Genomic DNA, 25,451 nt, shown 5'->3' with positions numbered 1-25,451 from the left:
AAGTTGCACGCCGAAACACAGCAGGTCGCGGTCATTGCTCAGGCGGCGGTCGAAGAACGTCTCGTCGGAATGGGTCTGCCGGCGAACGTCGTGACTGGCCACTTCAACGCGCTCTCGGGTCGGAACGACATGGAGAAGGTCGCCGGGATGATCGTGATCGGGCAGGCGATGCCGCCCATCTTCTCCATGGAAGCCGACGCGGGCACGCTGACGGGCGCTCCCGTCGACGCCGCCGATGCGGTGCTTAAGCTCGACGAGCGCCGCTGGTATCCGCGCGTTCCCGGCGCAATCAGGCTCAGGGACGGGTCGAACTACCCGATCGAGTGCCACCGCCATTCCGATCTGACGGTCGAGGCTTTGCGTTGGCAAATCTGCGAGGGGCAGTTGATCCAAGCGATCGGCCGATTGCGCCCTCTGCGCCGCGGTCCCGACGAGGCGTTCTTTCTCGATATCGTATCGGACGTGCCTCTGCCGATCACGGTCGACCGCGTCGAGGAATGGAGCGCCGTCCGTCTTGGCGCATGGGCCGACATGGCGGCTGAAGGCGTCGTGCTAACCGCCGCGTCCGATATTCAGGCGGCGTTCCCCGATCTCGCGGCGAGCGCCAAAGCGGCTCAAAATATGTCGGAAGCCGTGAGGCTCACCCTTAGGTCTAATATAGACGTTTATATAGACCTTGGGGTGAGCGTCAGCGTTATCGAGGCAAAGCGCACGGGCCGCTTCGCGCCGACTGAGATCGTCGTTCTGCCGAACGGGCCGAAAGGGCCGAACGCTCTGAAGCGTTGGCTGAACGATCGCGGGCTCGGGCCGATCGAGCGTATCACCGTGAAGAGGGCTTGCGCGGCGTGGGCGCGACCCTCGATTGAGGCGATCGGTCGACTTGTCGACGCGCGAATGCAGGCATGGGCGGGCATGCTTACATCGGCGAGCACATGCGAGAGCGGATCTGATCGACCCGCGCTAGGCGCATGACTGATCGCGATGGGATGCGCCGCCATGCGCTTGGGTCCCTCTGGGACCGCCTCCCATGCGGGTGAACGTGCAACGCACCATAGGTCTAGAAAAGTATCAAAAAATATCTTTATTCTGACTCAACGATGAAAACCAAATTTAACGTCGAGCGCTCTACATACGACCTCGCCGACTTAATCGAGAGACGTAAAGCCTGTCGCATCTGTGTCGATCGCGATCCCGATCGCATCGTGTCGGCTGCATCTTTCTCGTTCGACCCCGAGGTCGTCAGCCATTGGGCGCAATGGCTCGGGCATCTGAACCCCCGGCTCGTGATTGTCGGCCAGGACTTTAGTGATGCCGGCTATTTCGAGTGGCACCACGGCGCCGATGACCCAAGAAGCGCAACGAACGCGAACCTTCACCGGCTGCTCACGATTGCGGGCTTCTCGCCGGGTCGCCCGCCGCTGCCTGATCCCGATACGCCGATCTATCTCACGAACTCGATTTTGTGCCTCAAGCATCCGCCTATGAACCGCCCGATCGCCGATCGTTGGGTGCGGGCCTGCTCGTCAGCACAACTTACCCCCCTTATTTCCCGCCTCGATCCCGAAGCTGTTGTCGGAATGGGCTCGCACGGATGGCGGGCTGTCCGGCTAGCGCTCGGTCTTGAGGATGCTTCATCGTCAATTCAAAGGGCCGCTGGCGGCTGTTGGACGGCGGCAAGCCGCATTGCCTTTGCGGTCGGGCACTGCGGCCCGCTCGGGCTCGCCAATCGATCATGGTCGCGTCAGACCGAGGACTGGTCACGCATCGGCGCCGCGCTCAACCTTGGATCGGGGAGGGAAAAATAGCCTCCCCCAACTGTCATGCGATCATCAAAATCGCCCTATGACTGCAATCGCGAAATACTCACGTCGCAACCCGGAGCCGAGAAAGCAGCGACGCTCGACTGTCACGATACCGGAACGAGCAAGTCCGGCAGTAAAGCTAGTTTTCGCGGAAATGAACCGCCAAAACAAAACTTATGACTCCGTCGAGGCAGGATCTGGAATCAACCGCCCGACCGTTAAGGCATGGCGTCATAAGAACCATCCTAACCTCGAAAGTATCTCGGCCGTACTCGGCTTCCTGAATTTCGAGTTCGTTCCGATCCCGCGGGAGCGCGCTCTGCCCGACTCCATCCGCGAGGCGCTGAAGCCGATCGCAGATCTATTGCGGTTGGAAATGCGCGATGCGGTCGGCTTCGCTTTCGAGATCGCCTATCGCCAGCCTGGGCGCTCGACCTGAGGCAGAGACCCCGACTGGCATAACCGTCGGCTTTTCGTGGCGATTAGATCTGCCCCGCGTGATCCGCTCGTCGCGTGCATTTTAATCGGGCCTTCCTCGGGCGTGAGCATAGCGGGCGGTCTTCGGACCGTCCGCCTTTTGGCGTTGGGGGATATTAAACCTGTCTCCCTGCCGAGACCGTATCGGGCGAACCTCACTGTGCCGGCCAAGAGCCGGCGCCCGAGGATCTGAACTATGGCCCTGTCTCCCCGGCCTCCGGCAAAGCCCGGAACGCCTCACGCCAATAACTCCGTCGACCGCTTCGCGGATCTGGCCGCGCACGCGGGTTTGCTCGCGCTGTCTCACGAGCTTCGCGGTCGGAACGCGCTCGCTCTTAGTGACTTCGCGGAGGTCGAATGCCGCATCGCCGCACGTCATGCGGCCCTTGATCGGCTCTCGATCGAACTTGAGTACAATCGCGGGGCATTGCTCGACCTGGCCGTCGCCGAGAATTTGGAGGTATGCGCGTGAGCATCCTCGACAAGCTCTTCCCCCGCCGGGCTCGGTCCGCCTCTCCGCTCGCCTCGGCTGAGATCGCGGTTGAGATCGAAGCGCGAGAGGCTGCCCGTGCGAAAGCCGAGGCCCGCGTCGCCGCCGCCGCATTCAACCGCGCCGCCGCGCAGGACGATTTCAACCCTGTGGGGATGATTGCGGCCGACGACGAAGCCAAGCTCGCGCGGGCCGAAGTCGAGGTCGCAGATCATGCGATCAACGAGCTTCAGAAGGCTCATGCTGAAGCCGTGGCGCGTGAGGCAGCCGACGCCCTTACGACCCGGCGCGAGGCGATCGAACGCCGCGTGCGCGCCGAGGCTTCGAGCCTTCTCGACGACTATGACCGGCTCGCTTCGCAGATGGCATCCGTCCTGGCGCGAAAGGCCGATCTCGATCGAGAGGTAGCACGGACGAACGACGCGCTTGCCGGCGCGAAGCGCCATAGCGAAATGCTTCAGTCGATCGACCGTCGCTTCCGGTTCGCTGCCGGGCGACAAGAGCCCGATGCGATGCGGATCGTCGAAGAAACTCAGGTTCAGATCGACGGTGAGTGGAGCCGCGCCGTTCAGCTTGTCCGCCAACGTGACGGATCGATGGGTTCGGAGCACGGCCCGACGCGGATCGTGAAGCGTGAGATCCGTCGCCCCGGTCGTAAGCGGGCGGATACGTGGCTTCCGTCTGTCACCGATATCCGGCTTCCGGCAGGCCGGATCGGCGGCTCTCAGCATTGGCCGCGAGAGGCGTAGTCGTGAGCGAGCCGCACCGCTCGCGGCACGAGGGCACACGGTAGCCGGCACCGCCGACAATCCCGCGCCGAGCAGCGGCGCAGGTTCGAGATTCAGGTAGGGACTATATGTTTGAGAGTGAGATCAGGATCGAGGTCGAGCGGCGCCTTCAGAAGGCGTGCGATGATCGGGCCAGGGAAGGCCTTCCGCCGCCTGTGAGCGTCGACACACTTCGGGCTGTCGTGCGGAGCGACCTACTTGCTGAGATCGAGGCTCGGCGCGTGGCTCAGAAGGCCACCGCCGCGAAGCCCGTCCCGTCGCGCTTGAAGCCCACCGCTGTTTCACCGCCGATCCCGATCCGGCAAGCGCCTACCGCATCGCCCCCCATGCCCCCGACGCCGCCGAAAGCGACGGGCATGGCGTTGCTGATGGAAATGGCAGCGCAGATCGATCGGAGCGAGCCGGTGTTCCCCTCGCTTCGCAATCCCCCGAAGAAGCCGGCCGCGAAGCCGGTTGTCGATCAAGACGAGTTGGCCGCACGCCTGATCCTCGAAGCCGGGCGGATCGCGCGGAACGGGTAATTGAGCGGCATCTACGTCGGTCGCGTACGTGCCCGATACGTTTAGCCGTCATTTAGAAGCCCATGGGGCGGGTTCGCGCTACGGCGGCGGGGATTGTCGCCCTCGGCGCTGGCGGCGGCTCACTGACCATCTCAGTCGCGAGCTAAATCGATCTCAAGATTTTATTGCCCCGGCGCCATCTCAAAGGTGCCGGGGCTTCGCCTGTCAAGTATCAAGGTTACGATCGAAGTCCGATGATCGATGCACTCGGGCCTACGCTTAAGACCGTTAGCCTATGTGCGACGGATCTTCGTGCGCATTCGCCCTTATGGATCGATCTTCGAAACCACACTATCTATTGCCTTTAGGCCCTGTTTGAGCTGATCCATATTGACCTTGACGTCGGGATCGCTGTGAACCGGGTAATAGTCTTGTCTCATCTTTGATAGAGGGGTCCCATGGTGAGCAGCAACCACACCGGCCGTATTGAAATCGCGAAGTTCGCCCACATAATCCGCAAGAAAATCCGGTTTCGAGGAAATTTTATGCGACCGAGGTGAAAAGCGATTTGGATTTGCTTGGAACTCGCCATATAGCTGATCGGCCGTCGCTTCTGAGAATGCAGCGAAAGCAGCAGCAGCGCCTTTAAATTGAGTAAATCGGTTGCCGATGGCAAGATGCACTTGAGGAAGAATCATTTTTCTTTGGCTTGCCTTCGCGGCGAACGTGTAGCCCCCGAAAAACGGGTGAGGTGGATTCGTTCCGTGAAGAAGCGCAAACAAAGCCTTTACTGCTACACGGGACGAATCGTCCGCATTTACGGGGACAAGAAGCCTTGTGCTACCGCAAATTGCGAGCTCCGTGTAAATCGAGAATGAAGGATTAGTATCGTAAAATACAGTCCAATCGTCTTCCAGATTAATTCGAAGCCTCTTAAGTATTTCGTGCGTCCAAAGCCATGGATCCGAGAGACCGGGCAGTGCCGATCGGCTAGCATTCTCTGTGATCGCGGGCGCAAGGAGTTCTAAATTTCCATCGCCGCTCAACAGAAAGAGATTTTGGGGTATTTTTTCGTTCTCGTCATGGACCTTAATAGTAAAATCGGAAAGATTTGGCGTCGAAAGCTTAATAATAGCTTCGCTTATGTAGCCCACTACGCTCTTCGGAGTCGTCTCGGAGCAAAGCTTTAAGAGTTTCGTCTCGCCGCTTTGCCCGCCTCCCAGAAGAAGCATAGAACTATTAGCCTGCGGACACATGTCGACTACTAGAACTCTGCGGTCTGGATTTTTTTCCGCGAAGCGTGATGCTATGTGAAAGGTAACGGTACTCTTTCCGGTGCCGCCTTTGTTATTCCAAACCGCATAGGCTTCCATTGAGACGCTCCTCGCGTGCCGCTCACGGCGCGACTGACCGCTTCGGTCAAGGAGTTTGAGCGCCCGTGAACGCCCTTCAAGACTCCTTAACAGCACCTTAAGTCGTTATCGATTGCCGATCGAGGGGGGCACACCTCTTCAGCGACAGTCCTCCCTTTTCACAGGGACCGGACCTTCGGTCGCGGGCTTGAACCGTCACGCCCGACCGGCGAGCATTGCGCGATGTGCAACCTCTATAGCCTCAGAGCCCCGCAGTCCGAGATCGGGAAGGCGTTCGGGATCGATCGCGACGAGACCGGAAACCTGCCGTCCTTGCCGGGCATTTTTCCGAACACCGCAGCGCCGATCGTCCGCGTGCGAGAGGGCGTGCGCACGCTTTCAATGATGCGATAGGGCATGCCGTCGCCCGCCTTCGCCCTGAAGGGCCGGAAAGTCGACCCCGGCGTTACGAACGTACGGAACACGGCCTCCCCGCATTGGCGGCGCTGGCTCTCGCCCGAGCATTGGTGCCTCGTGCCGTTCACCAGCTTCAACGAGAACGAGAAGGCCCGAGACGGCTCGCATCCGCCCGTGCGGTTCGCGCTCGCCGAGGATCGACCTTTGACGTGCTTCGCCGGCATCCGGGTCGAGGGATGGGCCTCGGTGCTGAAGGTGAAGGACGGCGAGACGACCGACGACCTGTTCGCCTTGCTGACGACCGAGCCGAACGCCGAGGTCGGGGCGGTTCACCCGAAGGGGATGCCGGTGACCCTCACCAAGCCGAAGAATGGGCGACGTGGCTTTCTGCTCCGTGATCCGAGGCGAAGTCACTTCAGCGCCCGCTCGCCGACGGGGCGCTGATCGTGGTCGCCCGAGGCGAACGACGGGACGGTTGAGAAAGGTCGGCAACGTCGCGAATGCCGTACCCGGAGCCGTACCCCGAGACGAAATCAGCGCACGGTATTCCGCTACCGCGTCATCGCCCGTCGCTAACTCGTTGCAGTTATTGGTGAATTGGCGCGCCCGAAAGGATTCGAACCTCTGACCCCCAGATTCGTAGTCTGGTGCTCTATCCAGCTGAGCTACGGGCGCCTGAACCGCGGCGGCAGCGGGTGCGCACCGGGGTTGGCGTGCTTCTAGTGGCTCGCGCCGAACTTGGCAAGCCGGGTTTGGAAAACTCCGCGATGGCTTTCCCACAGCGTACTCGCTTCGTCGCAAGGTGGCGCGAAGGCGCTCGTGCGAACCTGCTTGTTGACGCCGATCCGAGCCACGCCGTAGATCGTAGCGTATGCGCCGGGAAGGGTGGCCGAGTGGTTTAAGGCAGCGGTCTTGAAAACCGCCGTGGGGGCAACTCCACCGTGAGTTCGAATCTCACCCCTTCCGCCAGACCGTATTGTTTTATTTGGGGAATTTAGCTTCCGGGGGGTTCTATCCCCCCATTTATCCCCCCACCGACAGAAAGTCGGCGCTCAAGCTCGCGTTCTACAGCTTCGCGGATGAACGCGGCGACGTCGCCATCGCCGGCAACCTCCTTCATGCGGCGAAGCAGGCTCGTGGGCAGCCGGATCGTCGTCTTCAGCGTCGGGTCTTTGAGCTTGAGCGGCGGGCGTCCCATGGGGCGCTCGGTATCGTGTGGCTGAAATTCCCGCAAGACGCACGCCCTGTTTTGTATGGCGCTTATTGACATATCGTATGGCGGTTATAAAGTCTAGGGAACGTGGAGACCTAGATGGCCAAGCCAGTCCTTTGCCTCGATTTTGATGGCGTGATCCATTCGTACACGAGCGGGTGGCGGGGAGCGCACGTCATTCCTGACCCGCCTGTCCCAGGCGCCATCCCGTACATGCTCGCCGCACTGGATCACTTCGATGTGGCGGTATTCTCTTCTAGAAGTCGAAACCTGCTGGGGCGATGGGCGATGCAGCTGTGGCTTGGCAAAGCCATCGCGGCTCACTGGGAGGCTGGCGGCACGGAGCCGTCGCTGACCGAGTGCGAATGCTGGTCCGACGCCGCAGGTATCTACCGCAAGTTCTCGTGGCCTTGGTTCAAGCCTGCGGCGCTTATCACGATTGATGACCGTGCCCTGACTTTCGACGGGGATTGGTCGTCGCCGCGCTATTCGCCCCACGCCATCCGCGCGTTCAAGCCATGGAATAAACGCCCGCCGAAGCAATGCCTTGCCGGCGCTGATGGTGATGAAGGCATGGCGTGCGATCTGTGTGAAGTTGCATGGGCTTCGCGCGCCGACTTCGAATGTGCGCGGAGACCGGGCCAATGGTGAAGAGGCGCGAGCAGTTTCGGGTTTGCGCCATCAATCGACGTGGACCGCCACAGTGTCCGCCCGACCATAGCTATCCTGATGGGAAAGATGTGGGGGCAGCGATGCCCGGCGCGGCGACTTGCAAAGCCATGCTGCCTTACCCCGCCCCCCGAACGCCTCGTCTGGGTCGTGGAATGCCGCCGCTGCGGATACACGGCCGCCGTCACCGCCGCCGGTCGCCCTGATGATCCACGCAGCGTGATGATGTCCTGCAAGGAGCTTCTGCAATGAGCGACAACGGCAAATGCATTTTCTGGGCGCCGGAAGGCCCGATGCTGCGGGTCAGCTTCAGCGAATACAAAGGCTTCACGCTGCACATTATGGATCTCAACCCTGAGCAGCACACCCGTTGGGCGCTCTCGCGCGGCGAACTGTTGCGCATTGGCTGGGGGCTGATCCGGTCCGCCTTTCGGCGTGCTGCCTAACCCTCCCCGGCGCCTTCCGGGGCGCCTCCACCATCGCGAAGGAGATGAGAGATGCCCCGTTGGGATCACACGCTGAAGCTCAAAGAGCTTTGGATGGACGACGAGCATGACGATGGCGACGACAATGCTCTGGCTACTCGGGTTGCGCCCGTGGCCGCCGAGCGCGTCCGCGCCCTCGCGAAGAAGGTGGAAGGGGCAAACCCAATTCTGTCCGACAGTCTTGAGGAGATTGCGGATGGCTTTGCCGACGTGCCAGACTGCGACAAGCCCAAGAAGGCGTTCAATTGGACGCTGGATGAACTCTACGACCTCGCGGATGGCAATCGAATATGGATTGCCTAACCCCTCCCGGCGTCCCTCTGGTCGCGTTCTTGGATTGTGGAGAGAGAGATGAGCGAAGAGACAAAGATAGTGTTCGTGACAAAGTATGCGCTAACTGGCGGTATTATTGAAAAAATATTGGTAAATGAGTGCGACGGCATGGCGACTGTTGAATGGTGCGGCGGAGCTAATGGCGTAAATTACTTTCACGGACGAGATTATCATCATACTCGCGAGGCCGCCATCGCTCGCGCCGAAAAGATGCGGCTGACCAAGATCGCGAGCCACGAGAAATCTATCGCCAAGCTGCGGAAGCTATCGTTCAACTAACCCCTCCCCCCGAGGATGGGGCGCCGAGAGAAACGAGGTGAGAGATGAGCGAGACGAGCGTGCATCCGTGTAACCCCGAAAACTTCTGGGATCGTGACCGGGCCGGAAAGCTCATTGTTCGGTTCGGTCGCGCCATCGCTGCCGAAGCTGTATGCCTTCACAAGACAAAAGGCGCTCACGACTCTCCACGCGTTGTGAAGCGACTTGCCGAACATAAACAACAGGTCGGCGGTAACTACTGGAAGCTGATGAACTATATTCGCGCGTTGGAGGATGGCTTACCAGAGCCTCTAGCCGCATCCATCAAAGTGCAAGATGCCGATGCCGTCAACTGTCACGCCGAGATGGTCGAGGCGCTGAAGACGATAGACGACTGGTGGACCGAGAGTTTCCCCCAAGGGCCTTTCGCGGAGGATACCTCAGTATGGGGAGGCATCGGCCAGCTTTCGGGTGAAACCGTCGCGATCTGGCAAAAGATCCGCTCCGCTCTCGCCAAAGCCACGCAGACGGGGGAGTAGGATGGGCAAGGTGAAGCTAAGCGAATTGCAGGAGCACGCGCTACGCTGGCTCACCATCGGCACGAGCGTTGAGGGCTTCCGGGTTTGGTCGAAGCTTTCAGCATTCTCACCAGACAAAAGGTCCCTGCTTTCGTGCGTCAAACGCGGATTGGCAGAGCAAGTCGGAATGCCAAGTTGGGAGCGCTACGCTCTCACCGACCTCGGCCGTTCCGCCCTTGCCGAGGCAGATCGCAGCCAGAGGGAGGGGTAGGATGTGGACGGCGTTTCGCTTGATGCCAGCGCTCGGTTTTGCCTCAAGCGGCTTGCTTCTGGTGTCGAATTACTCTGACGGTAAGCCGCCGGATCTGATCGCGCTGATCGCCGCGGTGATGGCCTGTATGGCAGTCGCTGTGAGGCTATGGCGCCACCCCATGTGATCGCCCTATCTCCCCCCGATGCCCGACCCCCTCGCCGCCCAGTCTGCCGCCGAAGCCCTGATCGCCTTGGGCTGGCCGGTCGTGCCAGTCGGCGACGAGGAGCAGTAGCGTGAGAGCCCCACCGCTCCGGGGCCGCCAGATCGCAGCCCTTCGCGCGATAGCGAGTTCACCGGCGGGGCTACGATCCGGGGCGTACCCGAGCCTCATGGCCGCGTTGGTCGAGATGGGTCTTGTGGTCGAGCGGGATGCCGCACGGGCCAGCCATCCCAGCGGACGGGCTTGGCATCTGACGCAGGAAGGCCGGGCGGTGCTGCGGGTTTACGGTGAGGATGAGGCTTAGGGGGGAAGGGAAAATCTGCCGTCTGGCGACGGCCTGCGACTTTGACCCGTCCCTGCGTGCAGGGCGGCTCCTACCCGGAAGGATGGAGACCGCAGGCCGTCACCCGATGGCAGAGGGGAAAGGAGTCAAACTCGAATGATTAAGCGCGAAACCCTCGCCCCTGGATGGCTCGCCGAGGAGCTTGCCGAGGCCCCGTCCGACCTCGCCCTTTCGATGCCGCCCGAGCTTTTGTGCTCTGAGGAAGGGCGCCAACGGATGCCGGAACAGCTCGACGCTGAGGACGCCTGCCGACTGCGGGAGAAGATGGCGAAGCGTTACGCCGCTTGGACCGGACGCGATCTCGCGGCCGACCTGCGGGCCGAGTAGGGCGGAGGGGGCATCCGCTCACCGTAAGCTTAGCCGAAAAAGCGCAGCAAAAAGCCCGCCAGGACGAACCGGGCGGGCTTGGGTAGGCTCTGCGATGTCGGGCCGGTCAGTGTGGCGGCTCGGCGATGGCGTGGTGCTGCCGATCCTTGTTCGCCCCGGTCTGAAACATGTCCTTGGACCAGCCCGGCATGCTGTCGATCCAGGGCTTGAGGTTCGGCTTGTAGGTCAGGAGCGCGAAGATCATGACGAACGACAGGAGGAACGCCGCCGCGAGCCCGAAGCGGGACGGCGCCGGGACGCTCTCTCTGCCGTTGGCCTTGATCGCCCCGGCCGGGACGACGTGACAGACGGCGGCCAGGATCGTGACCACCTTGACGATCCCGAAATACTCCGAGTTCAGCCACGCCGGGTCGAAGCCGGAGAGCCGGGTCACGATGCTGCCGGCCGCGCGGCCGGACTGGCTGAGCCACGACAGCAGCACTCCGACGATCAGGAAATCGGACGAGTCCCCTGAACCGGTCAGGATCGTGATGACCGACCGGCGCAGGTACTTGAACACGACGTAGATGCCGAGCACGCCGATGATGGTGTCGAGCCCGATGTTAATGTCATTGTTGGGCGAAAAAACGTTGAACCCGACGTACCCGAAGATGAGGAGAAAGCAGACCCAACCGATGGTGCTGTTCACGTTCTCCGGGCCGTCGTGATTATAGATGCCTGTACGCCACACCGGCCCTACCCTTTCTGATCAGGACGCGGCTGCACGCGCGTCAGCACAGTCTCTACCAGCAAGCGGACGTCGCTGGTGTGCGGTTCCGGTCGTGCCTGTCGTTCGTGATGCGTCCGCTCCGCGATCTCTTGGCGCAGCCTCTGCAAGTGCCCACGGTTGCGATCCGCGGACCGCTCGACATGGTGTGCGGCCTGCGCTGCGCGCTCGTGCGCGGACAGGTTCTCGGCGAAGAGCGCATCGACGTTGTGGCTCTGGGCCGGGCACGGCTTGCGGTGGAATAGGGACACGATGCGCCTCCACATCAGGGGCGCCCCCGTTCGCGGTCTTCTTCACGCTCTCTGGCGCGGTTGCGGTCGCGGTCTTTCTCCTTTTCGATCCAGTTGGCGATGGCCTGCATGGACCCGCCGAGATTGCCCAGGCCGTGCTGGATCTTCTCGACCACGATGTCGATGCGGTGCGACAGGTCTCCGACCGTCTGCCCGCGCGCGTCGAGGGTTTCCGTGAGGCTTTTCAGGGCGGCTTCGAACTGTGCCGTGGCGACGCTCGCGGCGTGCATGGCGGTCACGAGCCGTTCAACCAGGGCGATCTGAGATTTCTGGCATGATTGGCACTCGCGGTCCCTATAGACCAAGGCGACGATAAGAAGGGCAGAAACCCCCCATCCGCCAAAGTCGCGCAGTAGAACTGCTATGGCTCCGAGTTCCATCTGGTCAGTTGCCGGCGGGCGTCGGGTCGGCGTGATGAGCCCGGCGTCGCGAGGTAGAAACCACCTTCTCAGCCTGCTCCACAGAGCCGACGATGCCAGGGGTCTGGATCTCGTCGGCGGTTTTCTGCTTGGTGATGACCGCATCGACCTGAGGCAGGGCGTTGGCGCTCTTGATGATGCCGTGGGGCCGGTTCGACCAGAAGGCGTAGGCGCCGAGCCCGGCGGTCGCCAGCACGCCGAGGAACGCCAGCGTCTCAGGACCGGCCAGATAGTCGGCCATTTCCTTGCTGATGATGCCTCGGCTGGACAGGATGCCGACCACGAACGAGAGGACGACGCCGAGGGCGGCGGCGAGGGACTGAGGGGTCATCCTGCGCCTCCTCAGCCCAGATGCGGCGCGAGCTTGTTCCACAGGTCCGAGGGAATGCTATCCAGCTCGGCCTGTGAGAACGTCTCATGATGGATGATGCCGACGCGCTTCAGCTTGGCGACGATCTCCGGCTTAATCCGCGGGAGGGCCGCCTGAACCTCCGGCATGCCCAGCGCCATTTCGATCTTGGCGCCGTCCGACGAAGTGGTGGTGTAGGGCAGAGGGATATTGTACGTGCGCTTGGACATGGGCGCCTCTCCTTGCTCAGAACTGGAAGCCAGTGGACGGCGCGATCACACCCTGGAAGAACGGCGCAGCACCGGGAGCCACGGTCATGCGGCGGCGGGTCTTAACTCCGGTCGTAGGGTCAGTGGTTGTCGCCGTCACCTGTGCGGTGGCGCCCGATGCAATGATGTTGTCCACGATGCCTTTGACGGCGGGGACAAGCGCGGTGCAGGCCGTGCCAGATACGGTCCCGACCGTGTTGGCGACCGTCCCCGCGCCAGCCCCACCAGGAACGACAGCAGCGACCTCAACAGCGATGGTCGTGCCGACCGCGAGGCCAGCGCAGGCCGCGTTGAGACCGGTCAGGACTTGGTTCTCCTGGCTCGGGGTGCAGGCAGCCATAGGAAGGGCGCAGACGAGCGCGCCCACGAGTGCGAGGTTCTTCATCGTAATCTCTTCGGTTTGGGGAGATGCCGGCTTCCGGCGCGGCGCGGATGTGTTAGACTTTGCCGATGTCTATGCGGTTGCAGAAAATCGGCATTTTGCTCTGTGGCGTATTCATGTTTTGGGCCGTAAGCCCGTCCATGAAGCCGGCCTCAATGAGCCGCGGCTTAGTCGATATTGATATCGAAAAAGGCTTAGTCGATTGGTGTCAGACTTCTAGAACGACCGTCAAAATCCCTGCGATGCTGCTAGGCGATGATGCGATCAAAGCGCATCGCCAAGTGGTCGAGAATATCTGCGCTAACTTCGCTCATAGCGAGCCGCCCCACGCAGAACCGACCCCGCACTGACTTCACGCCCTGAAGATCAGCCAGACGAAGGCAACCACGACATCAAGCGCGATGAAGCCTGCGCCGAGCAGGACCGGGATCGCGCCGGCAATGCGTTCGTCGGCAGAGCCAGGGCCATTCGAAATTGAGTTGCCCCACGCCATCAGCGCGAGGCCGCAGATGAGGACGCCGCTCAGGAACCACTTCATCGACGCCACCGACGCCAGCGCGGATGCCTCATGAGCGAACCGGCGGCTCCGAAGATCGCCCGTCCGATCAGAGCGCCAGCCCCCAGCGTCACGGCCACAGCCGCAGCGAGATGGCCCTTGCCCGGGGGCGCCTCAGGATGGATTTCGACGCGAGGGATCGCAGGCTTCGGGGCAGCGGGCCGAACCGTCTTCTTGGCGGCCGGCTTCGCGTGGGTATGATCGTTCGCCGCCGGAGCGGGCTTATGGGGATCGGTCATCTCAAGACACCTTCACGTTGGAGATCTGCCAGTAATCGGAGCCGAGATCCTGCGAGCCGAGGTAGGCTTCCGGCAGGTAGCAAAATCCCTTGTCGCCCCAGTCGCTTGCCCAGGAATTTTGTACGGTGAAGTAGCCCGGCTTTTGCCCGTAGCCGACGCACAGCATCGCGTGCCCGCCGAGCGGCGCATCTGCGGTTGCGGGCATCGGAACGACGCCGGTCTTGGCGACGTCATCGCTCTCGAAGGCGTCGAACACGTTGATGCCGATGACCACGGGGGCGCCCGTCGCCAGCGCAGCCTTCAACTTCGTCGCGTCCACCTCGACGCGCTGATAAGTCAGCGCCGTGAACTTGAGAGCATCGGCGTAGACCTGCTTCACCGGCTTCCGCTTGAACTTCGCGATGTCGTACGGCCATAGAGGCTCATGCGCGACGCCGAGTTTCGCCGCGCACTTGATGCCGTCGCGCAATTCCGCGCCGCTGTCGGAGGCCGTGGTGCCTTCAATGGACCGCTCATCCCAGTAAAGCTGAAGCCGGGACAGGTCGCGATCCGGCTGGCCGGACTTAATCAGCGCGAACCGCAACGCCGCCGTGATCGCGTGCGCTGAGCATGAGCCGATGGCGCCCTGGTTCATCACCGGGGGGCACCACTGACGAAGATCCACATCCGCCGGCAGGGACTTGAGCGCCGCCGGGTTCGGCGCGAACATCCGGTCACGGCCATCATTCTGATCGGCACGGAAGCCGTACCATGCGATATCGCGCGGCTTGATGGGTGAGGCAGCGGCCATGCGGCGTCCTTGCAATTAAGCTTCGTTTTCGGAGAGCTTGCCGCCTGCCGTGCTGATCAGCCGGCCGCCGGTCGGCAGGGGAACTGACTTCGGCCAGCGGATCGCGACACAACGGTTTTTCGCGACCCAAGAGCGCTTGATCGCGTTCGACTGGTTGCCTCCGAGGACGTAGTAGGCGTCCTTGCGCTCGCCCTCGTAGAAGCCGACATGACCGCCGCCGGGGCGTTTGAAGACCAGCACGGCGCCGAGGGCCGGTTCCTTCAGTGCCCGCCCGAACGTCTTCCAGTTCAGGGCGTAGTAGGGATTGGCAGGGATCACATCGTGCGGCACCTTCAGAGCGATGCAGGTCTGCACGAAGTCACCACACCACGGCAGAGTCGCAGGATTGCCGAGCGTGCGGCCGTCCGACTTGAGGAAAGCCCGCAGATCCTTGTTGTGGAACCGCTCGCTGAGGCCGATCTTGGATCGAGCGAGGACCACCCACGGGGGCACGTCGGAGGGCGCGACAGGTGCGGAGGGCTTGGCAGAGAACAGGACGGCCAAAGTCTTGCGGCCAGCGTCACCATCCGCAACGAGGCCGTTCGCCTTCTGGAAGGCAGTTACGGCCCGCTCTGTGGCCGGGCCATAATCCCCGTCTGCCTTGATTGCGTAACCGAGGGCGATCAGCGCCTTCTGGATCTGGATTGTGGAGTAGGTCGCCATCAAGCGTGCCGATGGTGTCGGGACCGCGTTCTCTTCTTCGCCATAGGGGCGCGAGCGGAACGTCTGGCGGGCGGGGCCACGGACGCAGGATGGCCGGGGCTGAGGATGGCGAGAATGCGCCGCGCGAAAGCGATGCGGCTCGACATCATCGGACGACCAGCGGCTTCGTAAAGTTTTTCCACCGTTGTGGCGGCGGACTCGACGGTCACGCACCGCTTCAGTGCAGTGATGACACTCTTGTAAGCGCCGTGGAACTCGACGCAGAGATAGCCATAGCTGGCTTCATCAGACTTCGGGTCTAGACGATGGGCGGCGGCATAACCGAGGAACGTGAGGCGGCGCTGGCCACTCCACTGAGCCCACCCACGCCCGCCGCTGTTCGGGCCGCTGCCAATCTCTTTGAAGACGGTAAATCGGCCGCTCTCATGGGCTAGATTGCCGAGCAACCCTGCCACCTGAACCGCAGTCAGGCCGAATTCAGCCATGAGCTTAAGCCCGTAGTGGGCCGCCACTTCGTTCACACGATCAGCCATTTCCAAATCTCAGTGAGGATTATCGAAGCTTCGGCTCGCAAATCCGCATTGGCCCGACGCCGGGGTCCCAGATCTGCACACAGACAGGGCGGGCCTTGCGCTTCGGAGCAGCGTCGGCGGGGGTGGTGAGGGCGAGCGCGAGAAGCGCGGCGAGAAGCGCGGGCATCAGTTCGCCGCGTCGAGTTCGAGGCCATAGTTCACCAGCGTCGCCGCCGACCCGGAACTGCCGACGATCTTCACCGAGTAGGTTTGGCCGACCACGATCTGCGTCGTGTGCGCGATGTCGGCGCAGGACTGGTTCGCGCCTGTGATCTGGCAGCTGACCGCCGTGTCCGCGCCGTTCACCCGCAGGGTGAGGGTGTAGGACTGCCCGCTGCCAGGGCTGGCATTCGTCGCCACGACGAGCCGGCGCAGGGTCCCCGAGTAGGGGACCGGCTGAGCGACCGCGACCTCGGCCGTGCTCATCGTCTGCGTGATGTATTGCGGCGTCGTGGAGTTCGCGGGGTAGGCCAGACCAGCCGAGCCGCCGTTCAGGGTTTGCCGCGACGTGCCCGAGTAGACGCCGTTGACGTTGCCGGAGGTATAGGTTCCGTTGGCGTCCCAGACCGTGACGGTGTTCGGCGACCAGACGTTGCCGGAGACGGCATAGACGCCGCTGCGGAAACTGGCCTTGGTCCAGAACGAGCCGCCCGTCGTCGTCCCGCTGTCGATGTTGCCGGTGACGACGCTCCTGCCCACGCTGTCGAGGACGATGGCGGCCGATCCGCCGTAGAGGTTGAAGTTGTTGTTCGTGACCCGGATATCGGGGGCACCGACTGAGCCATTGCTGTCCGCGAGCACGCCGAAGTTCAGATTATAGAAGATGTTGTTGCTGATGTTGGTCCCGTAACCCGCCGTCCACGAGACATAGACGCCAACCTTGCTGGTGACAGGCTGAATGGAGCCGATGTAATTCCCGACGATCTGCGCCGCGTCGGCGTTATTCTGCACGACGACATTGTTGGTCGTGATCTGGTCGAAGACGTTGGCGATGGCCTGAACGTAGAGGCTGTTGCCGATCTGAAGGTTGTAGGGACCGCCGTTGATGAAGGTCATTCCCGTGACCTTCGCGCCCTCAACGCGATGAGTGACGGCGCGGGGGTCGGCGCCGGTCGCGGCGTACTGCCCCTGTGTGATGCGAATACACGAACCGCCGTTGCCGAAGCCGCCGGACCCGGCACAGGTGCCGCCGATGATGCTCTGGTTATGGCCCCAGGTGTCCCATTCGAGGCCCCAAGTCTGATTGCCGCCCACGTAGAAGAACGGGTCGTCGTAGATCGACGTGTCGCCCTGATCGTAGATGAGGGAGCACCCGCAATCGCCGACCACGGCGACGTGCTCGAACCGGGTTTCCGTGGCGGACCGATCCACGCCGATGGCGCCGATGCTCTTGCCGCCCACATCGACCGTCAGATCGGCGAGCCTGACCAGCGAGGTCGAAAAGCCGCTCGTCGTGGTCCACGGGTTGGGATCGCTCGGCTTGCCGACCTGCACCGGCAGGACGCCCGAGGGCGCCTTGATGATCGTTTTGTCCCGCCCGGCGCCGCGCAGACCGACGTTGGCGCCCGACAGCACAAGCGTGTTGCTGAACAGGCAAGTGCCCGGCGGAAGCATGATCTGCCGGCCAGACCCATACCCTCGCCCTGCCGTGACGGCGAGCAGCATTGAGGCATCGTTCGCCGTAGCGCCGTCGCAGACCACGCCGAAGTCGGCGGCTTGCAGGGTGTCCGCGGCGCGGGTGGCGAGGCTTCGAGCCACAGTCCCAATCGCGCTGGGCGTGGTGAACTGCGAACCGTCGCCAGTCGGCGTTCCGCGGAACCCAGGAGTCGTGATCGGGGCCGTGAAGATCCCGTTGTCCGGCGACACCTTACCGCTGTTGAGAGCATTCAGAACGGATTGAAGCCCGTTGGCCGTGATCGCCCCCCTCGCGTTCGGGGATATGGTCGTATTGATCTGATTGGCGATATCGCTCTGGCTCTGTGCGAAAGCCGGAGGCTGAAAAAGGCCAAGCGCGAGCAGCGCGGCAAGCAAAATCCGCATCACTTTACCCTCAGTATTTGACGCAGTAGAGGACGGCGACGTTCTTCGGCCGTGTTTCATTGGCCGCACGGGCGTTCAGGACGTTGCCCGTGCCCACCACGTTGCTGCCGTTCGCGTTCGGATAGTTGAATGCGGTTGTCCCGCTCGTGCCGCCGGTCGCGTTGTAGGTCGGGTGATTGTGATCCTGCAGCGCATCGGCCTGATACGAGCCGAGGATGCGCCCTGGATCCTGCCCTGCGCCGTTATCGACGCCTCGTGCGAACACGCCGCGCAGATCGGGCAGATTGAACGTCGTGGATCCGTCGCCGACGCCCCAAGTGCCTCCGATGACGGCGTACAGGGCCGCGAACGTGGTGCGGCTCTGTGCGGAACCGTCCGCCGCGACCCAGGAGGCGGGGCATTGCGGCGAAGCGAACGATGCAATCAGTCCAGCGGGGAGACCGGAGTTCGAGGCGGGCTGATAATTGATGACGCGCCATTGCCCCCCGCCGCTATAGAGCGCCGTCAAGGCATCGCCAGATCCGAGATAGAGGGTGTTCCCCGGAACCAGAAGGTTGCTGCTTCCTTGCAGGAAGACGGAGCCGCCGATCAGAATTTGATAGATCGGAGAAGTGGTGGACGCGGAGGATCCAAAAGACGAGATCGTGCCGTTGCCGGTGATCCCGACGTTGTGCGTGTTGACCAGTCCGAGATCGACCACGTTGGCGACGGGAAGGTTCTGGATTGTACCGAACCCGCTGCCGCTTGATCCATTGCCGCCGATCAGGTGAAAAGCGCCTCGGTTCGCGTCGTAAACCAGAAGCACCGCCGCGCCGGCCTGTACCTCCTGGCCCGACAGGTTGACCGATCCGGATTGCGTGTCGGCCAGAACAGGGATCGCACCGGAGCCGTTGGCAGAGACAGAAAGCTGCCCCGTATTCGTGAACCCGGCGATGAAGCCGACGATCTGCCCATCCGCGGAGGTGAAGTTCGTGGCGGACACCACCTGCGCGTTGGCGGTGCCGGTGCTCGTGCCGCCCCACGCGATCTGCGAGGACGACGTGTCGGCGGTGAGCTGATCCCAGATCAGATTTCCATAACGGTCTTTGAGGATTTGACGATATGCGCCGGCCCCGTAGACGGTGGCCCGACCGGCCGCGTCGAGGATGACGGGGTTGGTGTTCAGGACCGTCTGCGCCGCATTTTTGTAGGTGGGCTTGGCAGTCGTGGTGTTGGGCACGTAGAAGGAGAGGGAACCGCCCGCCAGGGGCTTGCCGTTGGCGTCGGTGAAGGTCTGCTGTCCAGGTGGCAAAAGCGTTGCAGCCGAGGCCGGCAGGCACAGACAGACGAGCGCGAGGAGCGCCGCGAGGATGCGGTTCATTCGGGTTGCCCTTGTGGCGGGGGTCGCGGCGCTCGGCGGATGTCAGACCGCACAGCAGCAGGCGAGGAACGAGGCGCAGGCCGACGACGCGGCGTGTCAGTCTTACGGATTGAAGTTTGGAACGCCGGCTTATGCTGAGTGCCGACAGCGCCGGGATGCCGCTTCTCAGCAGCAGGCTCTGGCGGCGCTTGGAGCCCTCCAGGGGATGAGGACTCCGCAGCCTGCGGCGCCGGAGGCTTACCAAATGCCGGTGCGGCGCCCCGTAACGACGACGTGTTCGATGCCCGGCGGCATCACAACTTGTACGAGCTACTGATGGCTCGCGCCGCCTACGTCGCCTTCTGCATCGCAGGCATGGTCGGTTTTGCCCTGCTGGTGAAATGGGCCATGACCTCAGTCAGCGAAAATGAGGCCGCAGCCTACGGCGCCGGGTTCATGTCGGCGCTTGTGCTCTACTGGCTGGCACAGAGGATCGAGCAGCGTCAGCGCGACCGCGCGTAGGCCGGCGTCGTCCCTTGGATCAGCAGATTAGAGCCGCGATCCGACCGCTGGGCGAGGAACGCGGCAAGGCGGTTGGTCTTCTCTAGCGACGCGCCGCGGTTCGTCAGGGCATTGAGCAGGGTGTCGCGCTCCGGCCCACGAGCCGACAGCACGCGGGCGATCTCGGCATCGCGGCGGGTATTGTCGGTCTTCGTCAGCACGCCCCCGATCTTGCCGAGCGCTGCCTTGCCACCGGCCAGAAGCAAACCGGTCGGCGTCGAGCCCTTGAGGTCGATGCCGCCGCCAACCTTATCCTCAATCAGCTTCGCGCCGCCGAGCCGGTTGGCCGTCTGCGAGTTCTGCAGCAACTTGTTCGTCGTGTCAGCGAACGTGGCCTCGCGCGCCACGGCATTGACGAGACGCCCGGTCTCATCGGTCCCGAAGATCGCGCCGAGTTTCGCAGTGTTCCACCCGCCCTCGCCTTGCAGTGCCTGCTTCAGCGCGGTGAGGTCGTTGACCTTCACGCCGAGCAAGCGTTCGATCTCGCCGCGGGTGCCCTTCGCGAGCGCGATCCGCTCGCCCGGTGACATGGCATTCAGCGTGTCGGACAGAGCCTCCGGTGTCGGCGTCGTCTTGCCGGAACCGAGAACCCCCGTTCCCGTCTCAACGGCCTCCGCGCGCTTGGCGAGGGCGGCCGACGCCTTGTTGGCCTCGGCGTACCCCGGCACCTGATCTTCCAACGCCGCGTTCAGTTCGCCGCGGGTCTTTTTCAGCGCGCCCTGCGTTCGAGCGACGGCGCCCTGCTCGACGCCGAGCCCCGGCGCTCCGTGATTGATCACAGCGTCGAGTTCGCCCTTGATGTTGTGCAGGTTCTCCGCAGAGGTTTGCAACTTCATCGGGGAGGCAGGCGTGTTGGCGCCCATGATCGGCTGGCCGGACGCGTCGAGAAGCCCCGTCGGACTGCCCGGCACCGCCGCCTTTGCTTCTCCCTTGACGAGCCGTCCGCGAAGCGTCGTCAGCGCGGTCTTCTGGCCGCCCTCAGCCGTCTTCAGCATGCCGTCGATGGTCTGGACGAGGCCAGAGACATCTACGTCGGGTGCGTTCGTGAGGGCGGAAGTGTAGTTCTTGGCATCCTGCGCCTTGCGCAGCGCAAGGATCTCAGCCGTGACCCTCACAGGGTCCTCAGCCGGCCCGATGGCTCCGCGCACGTCTTCGTTCAAGCGCGCGTTGGCGCCCGCCGCGCGCTCGCGCACGGCATTGGTAAGGATCGACTTGGCCTCGCCCGGCTTCGGTATCAGACCGGCCGCGGCGCCCTCTAGGGACGGGCCGGCTTCGGCCAGCATGCCGTGGCCGCCGAGCGCCATGAGGCGATTGCGAACGGCATCCGCTCCATCTGCGGCGACCATGTTCGACAGAAGCTTGCCGGCTGGGCCGGACACGCCGGGAGCGGCGGGCGTCAGATACTCACCGAGCTTGTTGACGACCGCGCCTGCGCCCGCGCCGACGACCTTACCGACCGCAGGGCCGGCCCCGCCAAGCACCGCGCCCATCCCACCGCTAGCGCCGACGTTCTCGCCGCGCACGCCGGCATCAGCCGCGCCGACGAGGCCACCGGTCAAGCCACCCGCGACGCCGCGGGTCAGCAGGTTTTCGCCCGTGATGCCGAGTGCCCGTGCGCCGAGCGCCGTAGCCCCGACAGGCATCATGGAAGCCACGCCGCCGGCCAAACCTGCAGCCGTCGAAGTCACGGGGTAGGCATCGCCAGTCGCCTTGCCGAACGCCTGCACCTTGGCGAGTTCGTCGGCGTAGGGCGTCCCGTCGCGGTAGGACCGGATCGCCGCCGCAGCGCGGTCCACGCCACCCATGACGGCAGGGCCAAGCACGGGAATGCCGTTGATAAAAGCTTGGCCCGCGGCATCGCCGACCGTGCCGACAGGGCCAGCCGGCGCTACCGGCTTCGTGGCATCGGCCGTAGCGGGCGCGGCGCCGGCCTTCGGCACGTTGCGCTCAGCGTTCTTCGTGATCTCGTTCCAGAGATCGTCGGCGGTCGCGCCACCCTGCGGCTTCAACGTCACGCTCGTGCCGGTGGGGGCGTTCTTCGCCGCGTCACCGAGCACGTCATCCCAGGAGGCCCCCGCGGCATCGGGAGCCTTGCCGCCTGTTGCCGTGATCGTCGGCGGCTGACGCCGGACTGCGCCGTTCGGCTTGTAGAACGTGTGATCGCCGATATCCTGGCCCCCGCCGGCCGTCCACTTCGGCAGAGCACCGCCGTAGTTACCGCGCTCGCGCACGACCTTCGCATTCAGGAAGTGCGTGGAGCCATCCGTGATGTCGGGCATCTCGCCAGAAACGATCTGATCGAAGATCGCCTGTGCGCGCTGATATTTCGGATCCTTCGGCGAGTAGGACAGCAACTCCTGCTTGCGCGTCGTCCACGGCTCGAACTGATTGGGCGCGAGCACGACGTCGGCCACGTTGTTGCCGCCGTACTTGCCGGACGCCGCACGGTTCATGATGACGTGGCCGACAGCGGCCAATCCGGCATCACCCTGACCCTGCGCCTCGCCCATCATGGTGCGCACGGCGAGGTCGCGGTCCGCGTTCGAGACATCACTATCGGGCATTCGCGCCTCCTGGCGAAACGTACCCATTATCGCGCAGGGTCTTGTAGTCTCGCAGGAACTGCGCCTGATCGGCTGGTGACATGTTCTTGCGCATGTCCTTGATCTGATCCGGCGTCATATATTGCGCCTGATAGACCCGCGGATTGTAAGTCTTATTGAACTTCTGCTGGAAGCCGGCATAGTCGCTGGGACCGTTCTTCCGCTGCCATTCCTGCCACGCGGCATTCTTGGCCGCGAGCGCGTCTTCGTTGCCCTTCAAAAGCTGGATGATCTGCTTGTTGCCGAGCTTCGACAGGGCCTCGTTTGGGTTGGCCTTGTAGGACGACGACAACTGGCTGTCGGTCCCGGTCCCACCGAGTGCGGCGAACTGCTGCTGCGCAAGCTGGGTGGCCTGCTTGTTGAACGCCTCCTGCGAAGCGATGGACTGCGGATCGAACTGCATTCCCTGAGGCAGGATGTTGCGGTTCGCGAAGGACTTGGCGACCATGCTCCAATCGGCCTTCGGGCCGGACGTGAACTTGTCAAGATCGTCTTCGAGGTTGGCGAGCATCCCCTTGCGCACCGGCACGCCATCGGCCTGCTTCTGCAGGGCGATCCCCTGTTCCGCACTGGCCTGCGCCGTGGCGCGCTGTGCTTCGGGAACGCCCGGAGCCTGACTGACTACGATGCCGGTTGGCGCGGCCCGTCCGCCGATCCCGGCCGGATTTTGCGTCGAGGCCGTGGAGGCGCGAGCCAGCCCGCCAGCAGTGCCGACGACGGGAGCGCCCTGTGCATCGACGCCGACCTGCGCTGGCGCCACGGCTCCGGCCCCCGTCACGGTGGCGTAGTGGTTGAAAGCATACTCGCGCAGCTTGCGTCGGTCCCCGCCTACGGCGTTGATCTCGGCCTCAATCTCTGCCGCGCGGTTGCTCGGAAGGACGCCCGCTTGAGCCTGCTGACGAGTGAAACCGATCAGGTCGTTTGCGGAGAGGTCCGGTTTCGATAGCAACCCGGCGATGCCATTGGCGATGTGGCTCTGCCGCGTGATGCCAAGGTTCGTGCCGGCCTGAGCGTTGCCGATTTGGCCGCCCTGCAGCGACTGCTGCTGCTGAAGCATCTGCGGCGCAACGAAGGCCGCGTGAGGATTGGCCTTCAGGAGCGCGCCAAGCTTGTTGGTGTCGATCTGCCCCGTCGTCGGGTCGATGGCGGTCAGGAAGTTCTGCCCGGCCGATTGCTCGGCCTTGAGCTTCGCCAGCGCCTGGGCTTGGATTTCGCCCGACTGCATCGCGTTCTGCACGCCGACGAGACCCGACAGTTGCGAGAGCATATTCGGCTGCTCCGGCATCTTGCCGTACATTGAGGTATCGATGCCACCGATGGCTGCGGTCTTCTCGGCCATTGGTCAGTAGCCCCAATTCGAGGTGGGGGTGAAGTTCCAGTAAGACGACCCACCGCCAGACCCGGACCCGGAACCGAGCAGCTTGTTGTAGATCGGTGCAAGGGCGTAGTTCTGAGCGGCTGAATTCAGGGCCGTGCCGACAGCATTGGCTCCGGAGGTTGCCGCTGCAGCCTGGGCGTTGCCTGAGCCAATTTGAGTTGCAGCAATATTCGTCCCCGTCGTCGTGTTCGCCGATGCCTGCTGACCGGCGGCATTGGCGCCGAGCGAGGTGGTCTGCAGCAGCCGGTTGAACGCGTTGGTCTGGTTCGTCACCGCGTTGTTGAACTGGTTCTGATAGGTGCTGTCAGCGAGGCCGGTAGCGTAGCTCGTGGCGCCCTTGATCGCCGCGCCGGAGAGCCCGAGCCCCCGCGCCGCGGCGCTGTTCTGCGCAGCCTTCAGCCCCTGCGAGAGGTTGAACTGATAACCCGGCGTGTTCTGAAGCGTCGCCTCGTCCATCGTGATCGGCGACGTCAGATCCGTCAGGCGGTTCTGAAGCTGGCCGCCGGCATAGGAGCCGAGGTCGCGGTATGGCTGCAGATCCGAACGGGTCTGGTTGTACATCGCCATCTGCGTGGCAGCCGCGATCTGGGCAGCTTTCTTCTGCGCAGAAGCGGCCTCACTGGATCCGAACAGACTGGCGCCGGCCGACGCAAGGCCGCCCCCTACTGTAGCGCCTACTGGCATTGAAGCACCTCTAGGTCTCCGTCCTGCACGAGGACGAGGTGAGTCAGGATGTCGATGACGAGCGGCGCGGCCTGCACGATGGCGACCGGCGCGTAGCCCGCGAAGCGCGCCCACCGGTTGTAAAGGGTGATCCCCTTGGCCGGCTGACCGCACAGGATCATGGAGACGGCGGCGCCGACGTGGCGGTCATGGGCAGGGTCGTCGTCGTGCAATTCGTCGGGATGGCCCAGCCGCGCGTTCTCAGCCTCTAGACGCTCGTGAAACCAGTGCCCGACATCGGGCAGACCGGGCGCGCGTTTGACCCACTCGGGATAGCGGATTGCATAATAGCGGACGCCTACAGGCCCCTTCTCCGTCAGCCAGCCACTTGCCCGCTCGAAGTCGAGGACGCCGCCCACGGCCCGCGATAGCGCCTCTGCGGGCCTGTTCCCGACCGGGCACCGGGTCAGCAGCTCCATGCAGTCGGTCGCCACGAACATGTGGTCGATCATCTCGCGAACCGCCGCGAGCGCGTCGCGTCCCCGCGCCTCCGGCAGGAACTGCGTGTGGGCCTCGTAGATGCCGGGCTCGTGCTGGTGGAACACAATCCCGCCCGACCCATCCTCCGTCATCAGGACGACGTTGCGGGGGTCGGCCACGACCTCGGACAGATCCAAGGCGCCCTGCCCCGGCATCGTTACCCAAGGCCGCACCGCCTCGTGGTTCACGACGGCGTTGATGCGCTCCGCGGTGACTTCGCGGACGATCATGACGGCAGGAACACGAGGCCAGGGGCGGAAGAGTAGCCCAAGACAGCCTGATCCCCTTGGGACAGCGGGATCATCGCAACGGAAGGCGAAATCGAGATCGTGGTTCGCCCTCGGACGATGCTCAGCGCCGTCAGCGTGCCCTGTACGACGAGATGGCCGGCGGCAGTAGCCGTGTAGACGAACGGGCTCCCGGTGGCCTGAACGATCTTCTCGGCCGCGGGTTTGCCGGGCAGAGACTGAAAATACTGCAGCCATTCCCCCGTCACCATCCCCGTTTGAGGGTCGGCGATGGGCGCATTGGTGTTCGGGGTGGGCATC

32 protein-coding genes, 2 tRNA genes and 2 pseudogenes are annotated in these 25,451 nt (G+C 63.4%); 16 read left to right on the top strand and 20 right to left on the bottom strand.

What is annotated here, in order from left to right; genetic code table 11:
- The 5 genes and pseudogenes from MFF22_RS09585 to MFF22_RS09565 all read left to right on the top strand — a co-directional run.
- Positions 1-972, top strand: a pseudogene (locus tag MFF22_RS09585) (hypothetical protein); the annotation flags it as partial.
- Between the two features lie 125 nt (positions 973-1,097).
- On the top strand, positions 1,098-1,805 hold the full coding sequence (locus MFF22_RS09580) for a uracil-DNA glycosylase family protein (RefSeq protein WP_238248741.1): 708 nt from the start codon (positions 1,098-1,100) through the stop codon (positions 1,803-1,805).
- Positions 1,806-1,842: 37 nt separating this feature from the next.
- Positions 1,843-2,241, top strand: a complete 399-nt coding sequence (locus MFF22_RS09575) for a hypothetical protein (RefSeq protein WP_238248740.1) — start codon at positions 1,843-1,845, stop codon at positions 2,239-2,241.
- Positions 2,242-2,475: 234 nt separating this feature from the next.
- On the top strand, positions 2,476-2,751 hold the full coding sequence (locus tag MFF22_RS09570; RefSeq protein ID WP_238248739.1) for a hypothetical protein: 276 nt from the start codon (positions 2,476-2,478) through the stop codon (positions 2,749-2,751).
- On the top strand, positions 2,748-3,518 hold the full coding sequence (locus MFF22_RS09565) for a hypothetical protein (protein ID WP_238248738.1): 771 nt from the start codon (positions 2,748-2,750) through the stop codon (positions 3,516-3,518). The genes MFF22_RS09570 and MFF22_RS09565 overlap by 4 nt, the downstream gene beginning before the upstream one ends.
- A gap of 265 nt (positions 3,519-3,783) precedes the next feature.
- On the opposite strand, the gene MFF22_RS24680 is transcribed toward MFF22_RS09565, so the two are convergent.
- Positions 3,784-3,915 (bottom strand): hypothetical protein, encoded by a 132-nt coding sequence (locus MFF22_RS24680; RefSeq protein WP_283206166.1) that lies wholly within the window; start codon positions 3,913-3,915, stop codon positions 3,784-3,786.
- On the opposite strand from MFF22_RS24680, the gene MFF22_RS09560 reads away from it, so the two are divergent.
- Positions 3,914-4,078: a hypothetical protein gene (locus MFF22_RS09560; RefSeq protein WP_238248737.1), complete on the top strand. Its 165-nt coding sequence runs from the start codon at positions 3,914-3,916 to the stop codon at positions 4,076-4,078. The two genes, MFF22_RS24680 and MFF22_RS09560, sit on opposite strands and share 2 nt — an antisense overlap.
- 305 nt (positions 4,079-4,383) lie before the next feature.
- Here MFF22_RS09560 and MFF22_RS09555 read toward each other — a convergent pair whose 3' ends face one another.
- The gene (locus MFF22_RS09555) at positions 4,384-5,430 is read right to left on the bottom strand and encodes a ParA family protein (protein WP_238248736.1); all 1,047 of its coding nucleotides are present in this window, start codon (positions 5,428-5,430) and stop codon (positions 4,384-4,386) included.
- 222 nt (positions 5,431-5,652) lie between these two features.
- Between MFF22_RS09555 and MFF22_RS09550 the strand changes: the two are divergent.
- Positions 5,653-6,305: pseudogene (locus MFF22_RS09550) on the top strand (SOS response-associated peptidase).
- A gap of 119 nt (positions 6,306-6,424) precedes the next feature.
- On the opposite strand, the gene MFF22_RS09545 reads toward MFF22_RS09550, so the two are convergent.
- Positions 6,425-6,501, bottom strand: a tRNA-Arg gene (locus MFF22_RS09545).
- 204 nt (positions 6,502-6,705) lie between these two features.
- Here MFF22_RS09545 and MFF22_RS09540 point away from each other — a divergent pair.
- Positions 6,706-6,795, top strand: a tRNA-Ser gene (locus MFF22_RS09540).
- 25 nt (positions 6,796-6,820) lie between these two features.
- On the opposite strand, the gene MFF22_RS09535 is transcribed toward MFF22_RS09540, so the two are convergent.
- The gene (locus MFF22_RS09535) at positions 6,821-7,024 is read right to left on the bottom strand and encodes a YlcI/YnfO family protein (RefSeq protein ID WP_238248735.1); all 204 of its coding nucleotides are present in this window, start codon (positions 7,022-7,024) and stop codon (positions 6,821-6,823) included.
- 114 nt (positions 7,025-7,138) lie between these two features.
- Between MFF22_RS09535 and MFF22_RS09530 the strand changes: the two genes are divergently transcribed.
- The 7 genes from MFF22_RS09530 to MFF22_RS09500 all read left to right on the top strand — a co-directional run bounded on the left by MFF22_RS09530 (position 7,139) and on the right by MFF22_RS09500 (position 10,445).
- Entirely contained in the window at positions 7,139-7,690 is a 552-nt protein-coding gene (locus tag MFF22_RS09530; protein WP_238248734.1) for a hypothetical protein, read from the top strand.
- 266 nt (positions 7,691-7,956) lie between these two features.
- Positions 7,957-8,154, top strand: coding sequence for a hypothetical protein (locus MFF22_RS09525; protein WP_238248733.1), 198 nt, complete (start codon positions 7,957-7,959; stop codon positions 8,152-8,154).
- Positions 8,155-8,205: 51 nt separating this feature from the next.
- A complete protein-coding gene (locus tag MFF22_RS09520) occupies positions 8,206-8,496 on the top strand; it encodes a hypothetical protein (RefSeq protein WP_238248732.1) in 291 nt (96 codons plus the stop codon).
- 48 nt (positions 8,497-8,544) lie between these two features.
- A complete protein-coding gene (locus MFF22_RS09515; RefSeq protein ID WP_238248731.1) occupies positions 8,545-8,805 on the top strand; it encodes a hypothetical protein in 261 nt (86 codons plus the stop codon).
- A gap of 44 nt (positions 8,806-8,849) precedes the next feature.
- Complete coding sequence (locus tag MFF22_RS09510; protein WP_238248730.1) at positions 8,850-9,323, top strand: SNARE domain-containing protein; 474 nt, start codon at positions 8,850-8,852, stop codon at positions 9,321-9,323.
- A gap of 525 nt (positions 9,324-9,848) precedes the next feature.
- Entirely contained in the window at positions 9,849-10,079 is a 231-nt protein-coding gene (locus MFF22_RS09505; protein ID WP_238248729.1) for a hypothetical protein, read from the top strand.
- 135 nt (positions 10,080-10,214) lie between these two features.
- Positions 10,215-10,445, top strand: coding sequence for a hypothetical protein (locus MFF22_RS09500; RefSeq protein ID WP_238248728.1), 231 nt, complete (start codon positions 10,215-10,217; stop codon positions 10,443-10,445).
- A 106-nt stretch (positions 10,446-10,551) separates the two neighbouring features.
- Here MFF22_RS09500 and MFF22_RS09495 read toward each other — a convergent pair whose 3' ends face one another.
- The 11 genes from MFF22_RS09495 to MFF22_RS09445 form a co-directional block, all read right to left on the bottom strand.
- Positions 10,552-11,133 (bottom strand): hypothetical protein, encoded by a 582-nt coding sequence (locus MFF22_RS09495; RefSeq protein ID WP_238248727.1) that lies wholly within the window; start codon positions 11,131-11,133, stop codon positions 10,552-10,554.
- 343 nt (positions 11,134-11,476) lie between these two features.
- Positions 11,477-11,740, bottom strand: coding sequence for a hypothetical protein (locus MFF22_RS09490; protein ID WP_238248726.1), 264 nt, complete (start codon positions 11,738-11,740; stop codon positions 11,477-11,479).
- Positions 11,741-11,885: 145 nt separating this feature from the next.
- A complete protein-coding gene (locus MFF22_RS09485) occupies positions 11,886-12,251 on the bottom strand; it encodes a hypothetical protein (protein ID WP_238248725.1) in 366 nt (121 codons plus the stop codon).
- An 11-nt stretch (positions 12,252-12,262) separates the two neighbouring features.
- Positions 12,263-12,499, bottom strand: coding sequence for a hypothetical protein (locus tag MFF22_RS09480; protein WP_238248724.1), 237 nt, complete (start codon positions 12,497-12,499; stop codon positions 12,263-12,265).
- A gap of 16 nt (positions 12,500-12,515) precedes the next feature.
- Positions 12,516-12,923, bottom strand: a complete 408-nt coding sequence (locus MFF22_RS09475) for a hypothetical protein (protein WP_238248723.1) — start codon at positions 12,921-12,923, stop codon at positions 12,516-12,518.
- Positions 12,924-13,272: 349 nt separating this feature from the next.
- Complete coding sequence (locus tag MFF22_RS09470) at positions 13,273-13,458, bottom strand: hypothetical protein (RefSeq protein ID WP_238248722.1); 186 nt, start codon at positions 13,456-13,458, stop codon at positions 13,273-13,275.
- Between the two features lie 258 nt (positions 13,459-13,716).
- Complete coding sequence (locus tag MFF22_RS09465; protein ID WP_238248721.1) at positions 13,717-14,505, bottom strand: C1 family peptidase; 789 nt, start codon at positions 14,503-14,505, stop codon at positions 13,717-13,719.
- A gap of 15 nt (positions 14,506-14,520) precedes the next feature.
- Positions 14,521-15,207, bottom strand: a complete 687-nt coding sequence (locus tag MFF22_RS09460; RefSeq protein WP_238248720.1) for an NlpC/P60 family protein — start codon at positions 15,205-15,207, stop codon at positions 14,521-14,523.
- Positions 15,207-15,740, bottom strand: a complete 534-nt coding sequence (locus tag MFF22_RS09455) for a phage tail tip lysozyme (RefSeq protein WP_238248719.1) — start codon at positions 15,738-15,740, stop codon at positions 15,207-15,209. Before MFF22_RS09455 ends, MFF22_RS09460 begins: the two co-directional genes overlap by 1 nt.
- A 165-nt stretch (positions 15,741-15,905) precedes the next feature.
- A complete protein-coding gene (locus tag MFF22_RS09450; protein ID WP_238248718.1) occupies positions 15,906-17,537 on the bottom strand; it encodes a pectate lyase family protein in 1,632 nt (543 codons plus the stop codon).
- Positions 17,538-17,829: 292 nt separating this feature from the next.
- A complete protein-coding gene (locus tag MFF22_RS09445; RefSeq protein WP_238248717.1) occupies positions 17,830-19,179 on the bottom strand; it encodes a tail fiber protein in 1,350 nt (449 codons plus the stop codon).
- Between the two features lie 315 nt (positions 19,180-19,494).
- Here MFF22_RS09445 and MFF22_RS09440 point away from each other — a divergent pair, with 315 nt between their 5' ends.
- Positions 19,495-19,680 carry a hypothetical protein gene (locus MFF22_RS09440; protein WP_238248716.1) on the top strand — a complete coding sequence of 62 codons (186 nt, stop codon included), beginning with the start codon at positions 19,495-19,497 and terminating at the stop codon, positions 19,678-19,680.
- Here MFF22_RS09440 and MFF22_RS09435 read toward each other — a convergent pair.
- The 5 genes from MFF22_RS09435 to MFF22_RS09415 form a co-directional block, all read right to left on the bottom strand.
- Complete coding sequence (locus tag MFF22_RS09435; protein WP_238248715.1) at positions 19,662-22,283, bottom strand: cell wall hydrolase; 2,622 nt, start codon at positions 22,281-22,283, stop codon at positions 19,662-19,664. The genes MFF22_RS09440 and MFF22_RS09435 overlap by 19 nt on opposite strands.
- Entirely contained in the window at positions 22,273-23,661 is a 1,389-nt protein-coding gene (locus MFF22_RS09430; RefSeq protein ID WP_238248714.1) for a hypothetical protein, read from the bottom strand. Before MFF22_RS09430 ends, MFF22_RS09435 begins: the two co-directional genes overlap by 11 nt.
- Positions 23,662-23,664: 3 nt before the next feature.
- Complete coding sequence (locus MFF22_RS09425) at positions 23,665-24,261, bottom strand: hypothetical protein (RefSeq protein WP_238248713.1); 597 nt, start codon at positions 24,259-24,261, stop codon at positions 23,665-23,667.
- 113 nt (positions 24,262-24,374) lie between these two features.
- Positions 24,375-25,133, bottom strand: a complete 759-nt coding sequence (locus tag MFF22_RS09420; protein WP_238248712.1) for a hypothetical protein — start codon at positions 25,131-25,133, stop codon at positions 24,375-24,377.
- The gene (locus MFF22_RS09415; RefSeq protein WP_238248711.1) at positions 25,130-25,450 is read right to left on the bottom strand and encodes a hypothetical protein; all 321 of its coding nucleotides are present in this window, start codon (positions 25,448-25,450) and stop codon (positions 25,130-25,132) included. Before MFF22_RS09415 ends, MFF22_RS09420 begins: the two co-directional genes overlap by 4 nt.
- Position 25,451 lies beyond the last annotated feature (1 nt).

This window comes from Methylobacterium persicinum (genome assembly GCF_022179525.1).
GTDB classification, from domain to species: Bacteria; Pseudomonadota; Alphaproteobacteria; order Rhizobiales; family Beijerinckiaceae; genus Methylobacterium; species Methylobacterium persicinum.
Note: the sequence above shows the minus strand (reverse complement) of the source record. Positions and strands in the feature narration are given on the sequence as shown.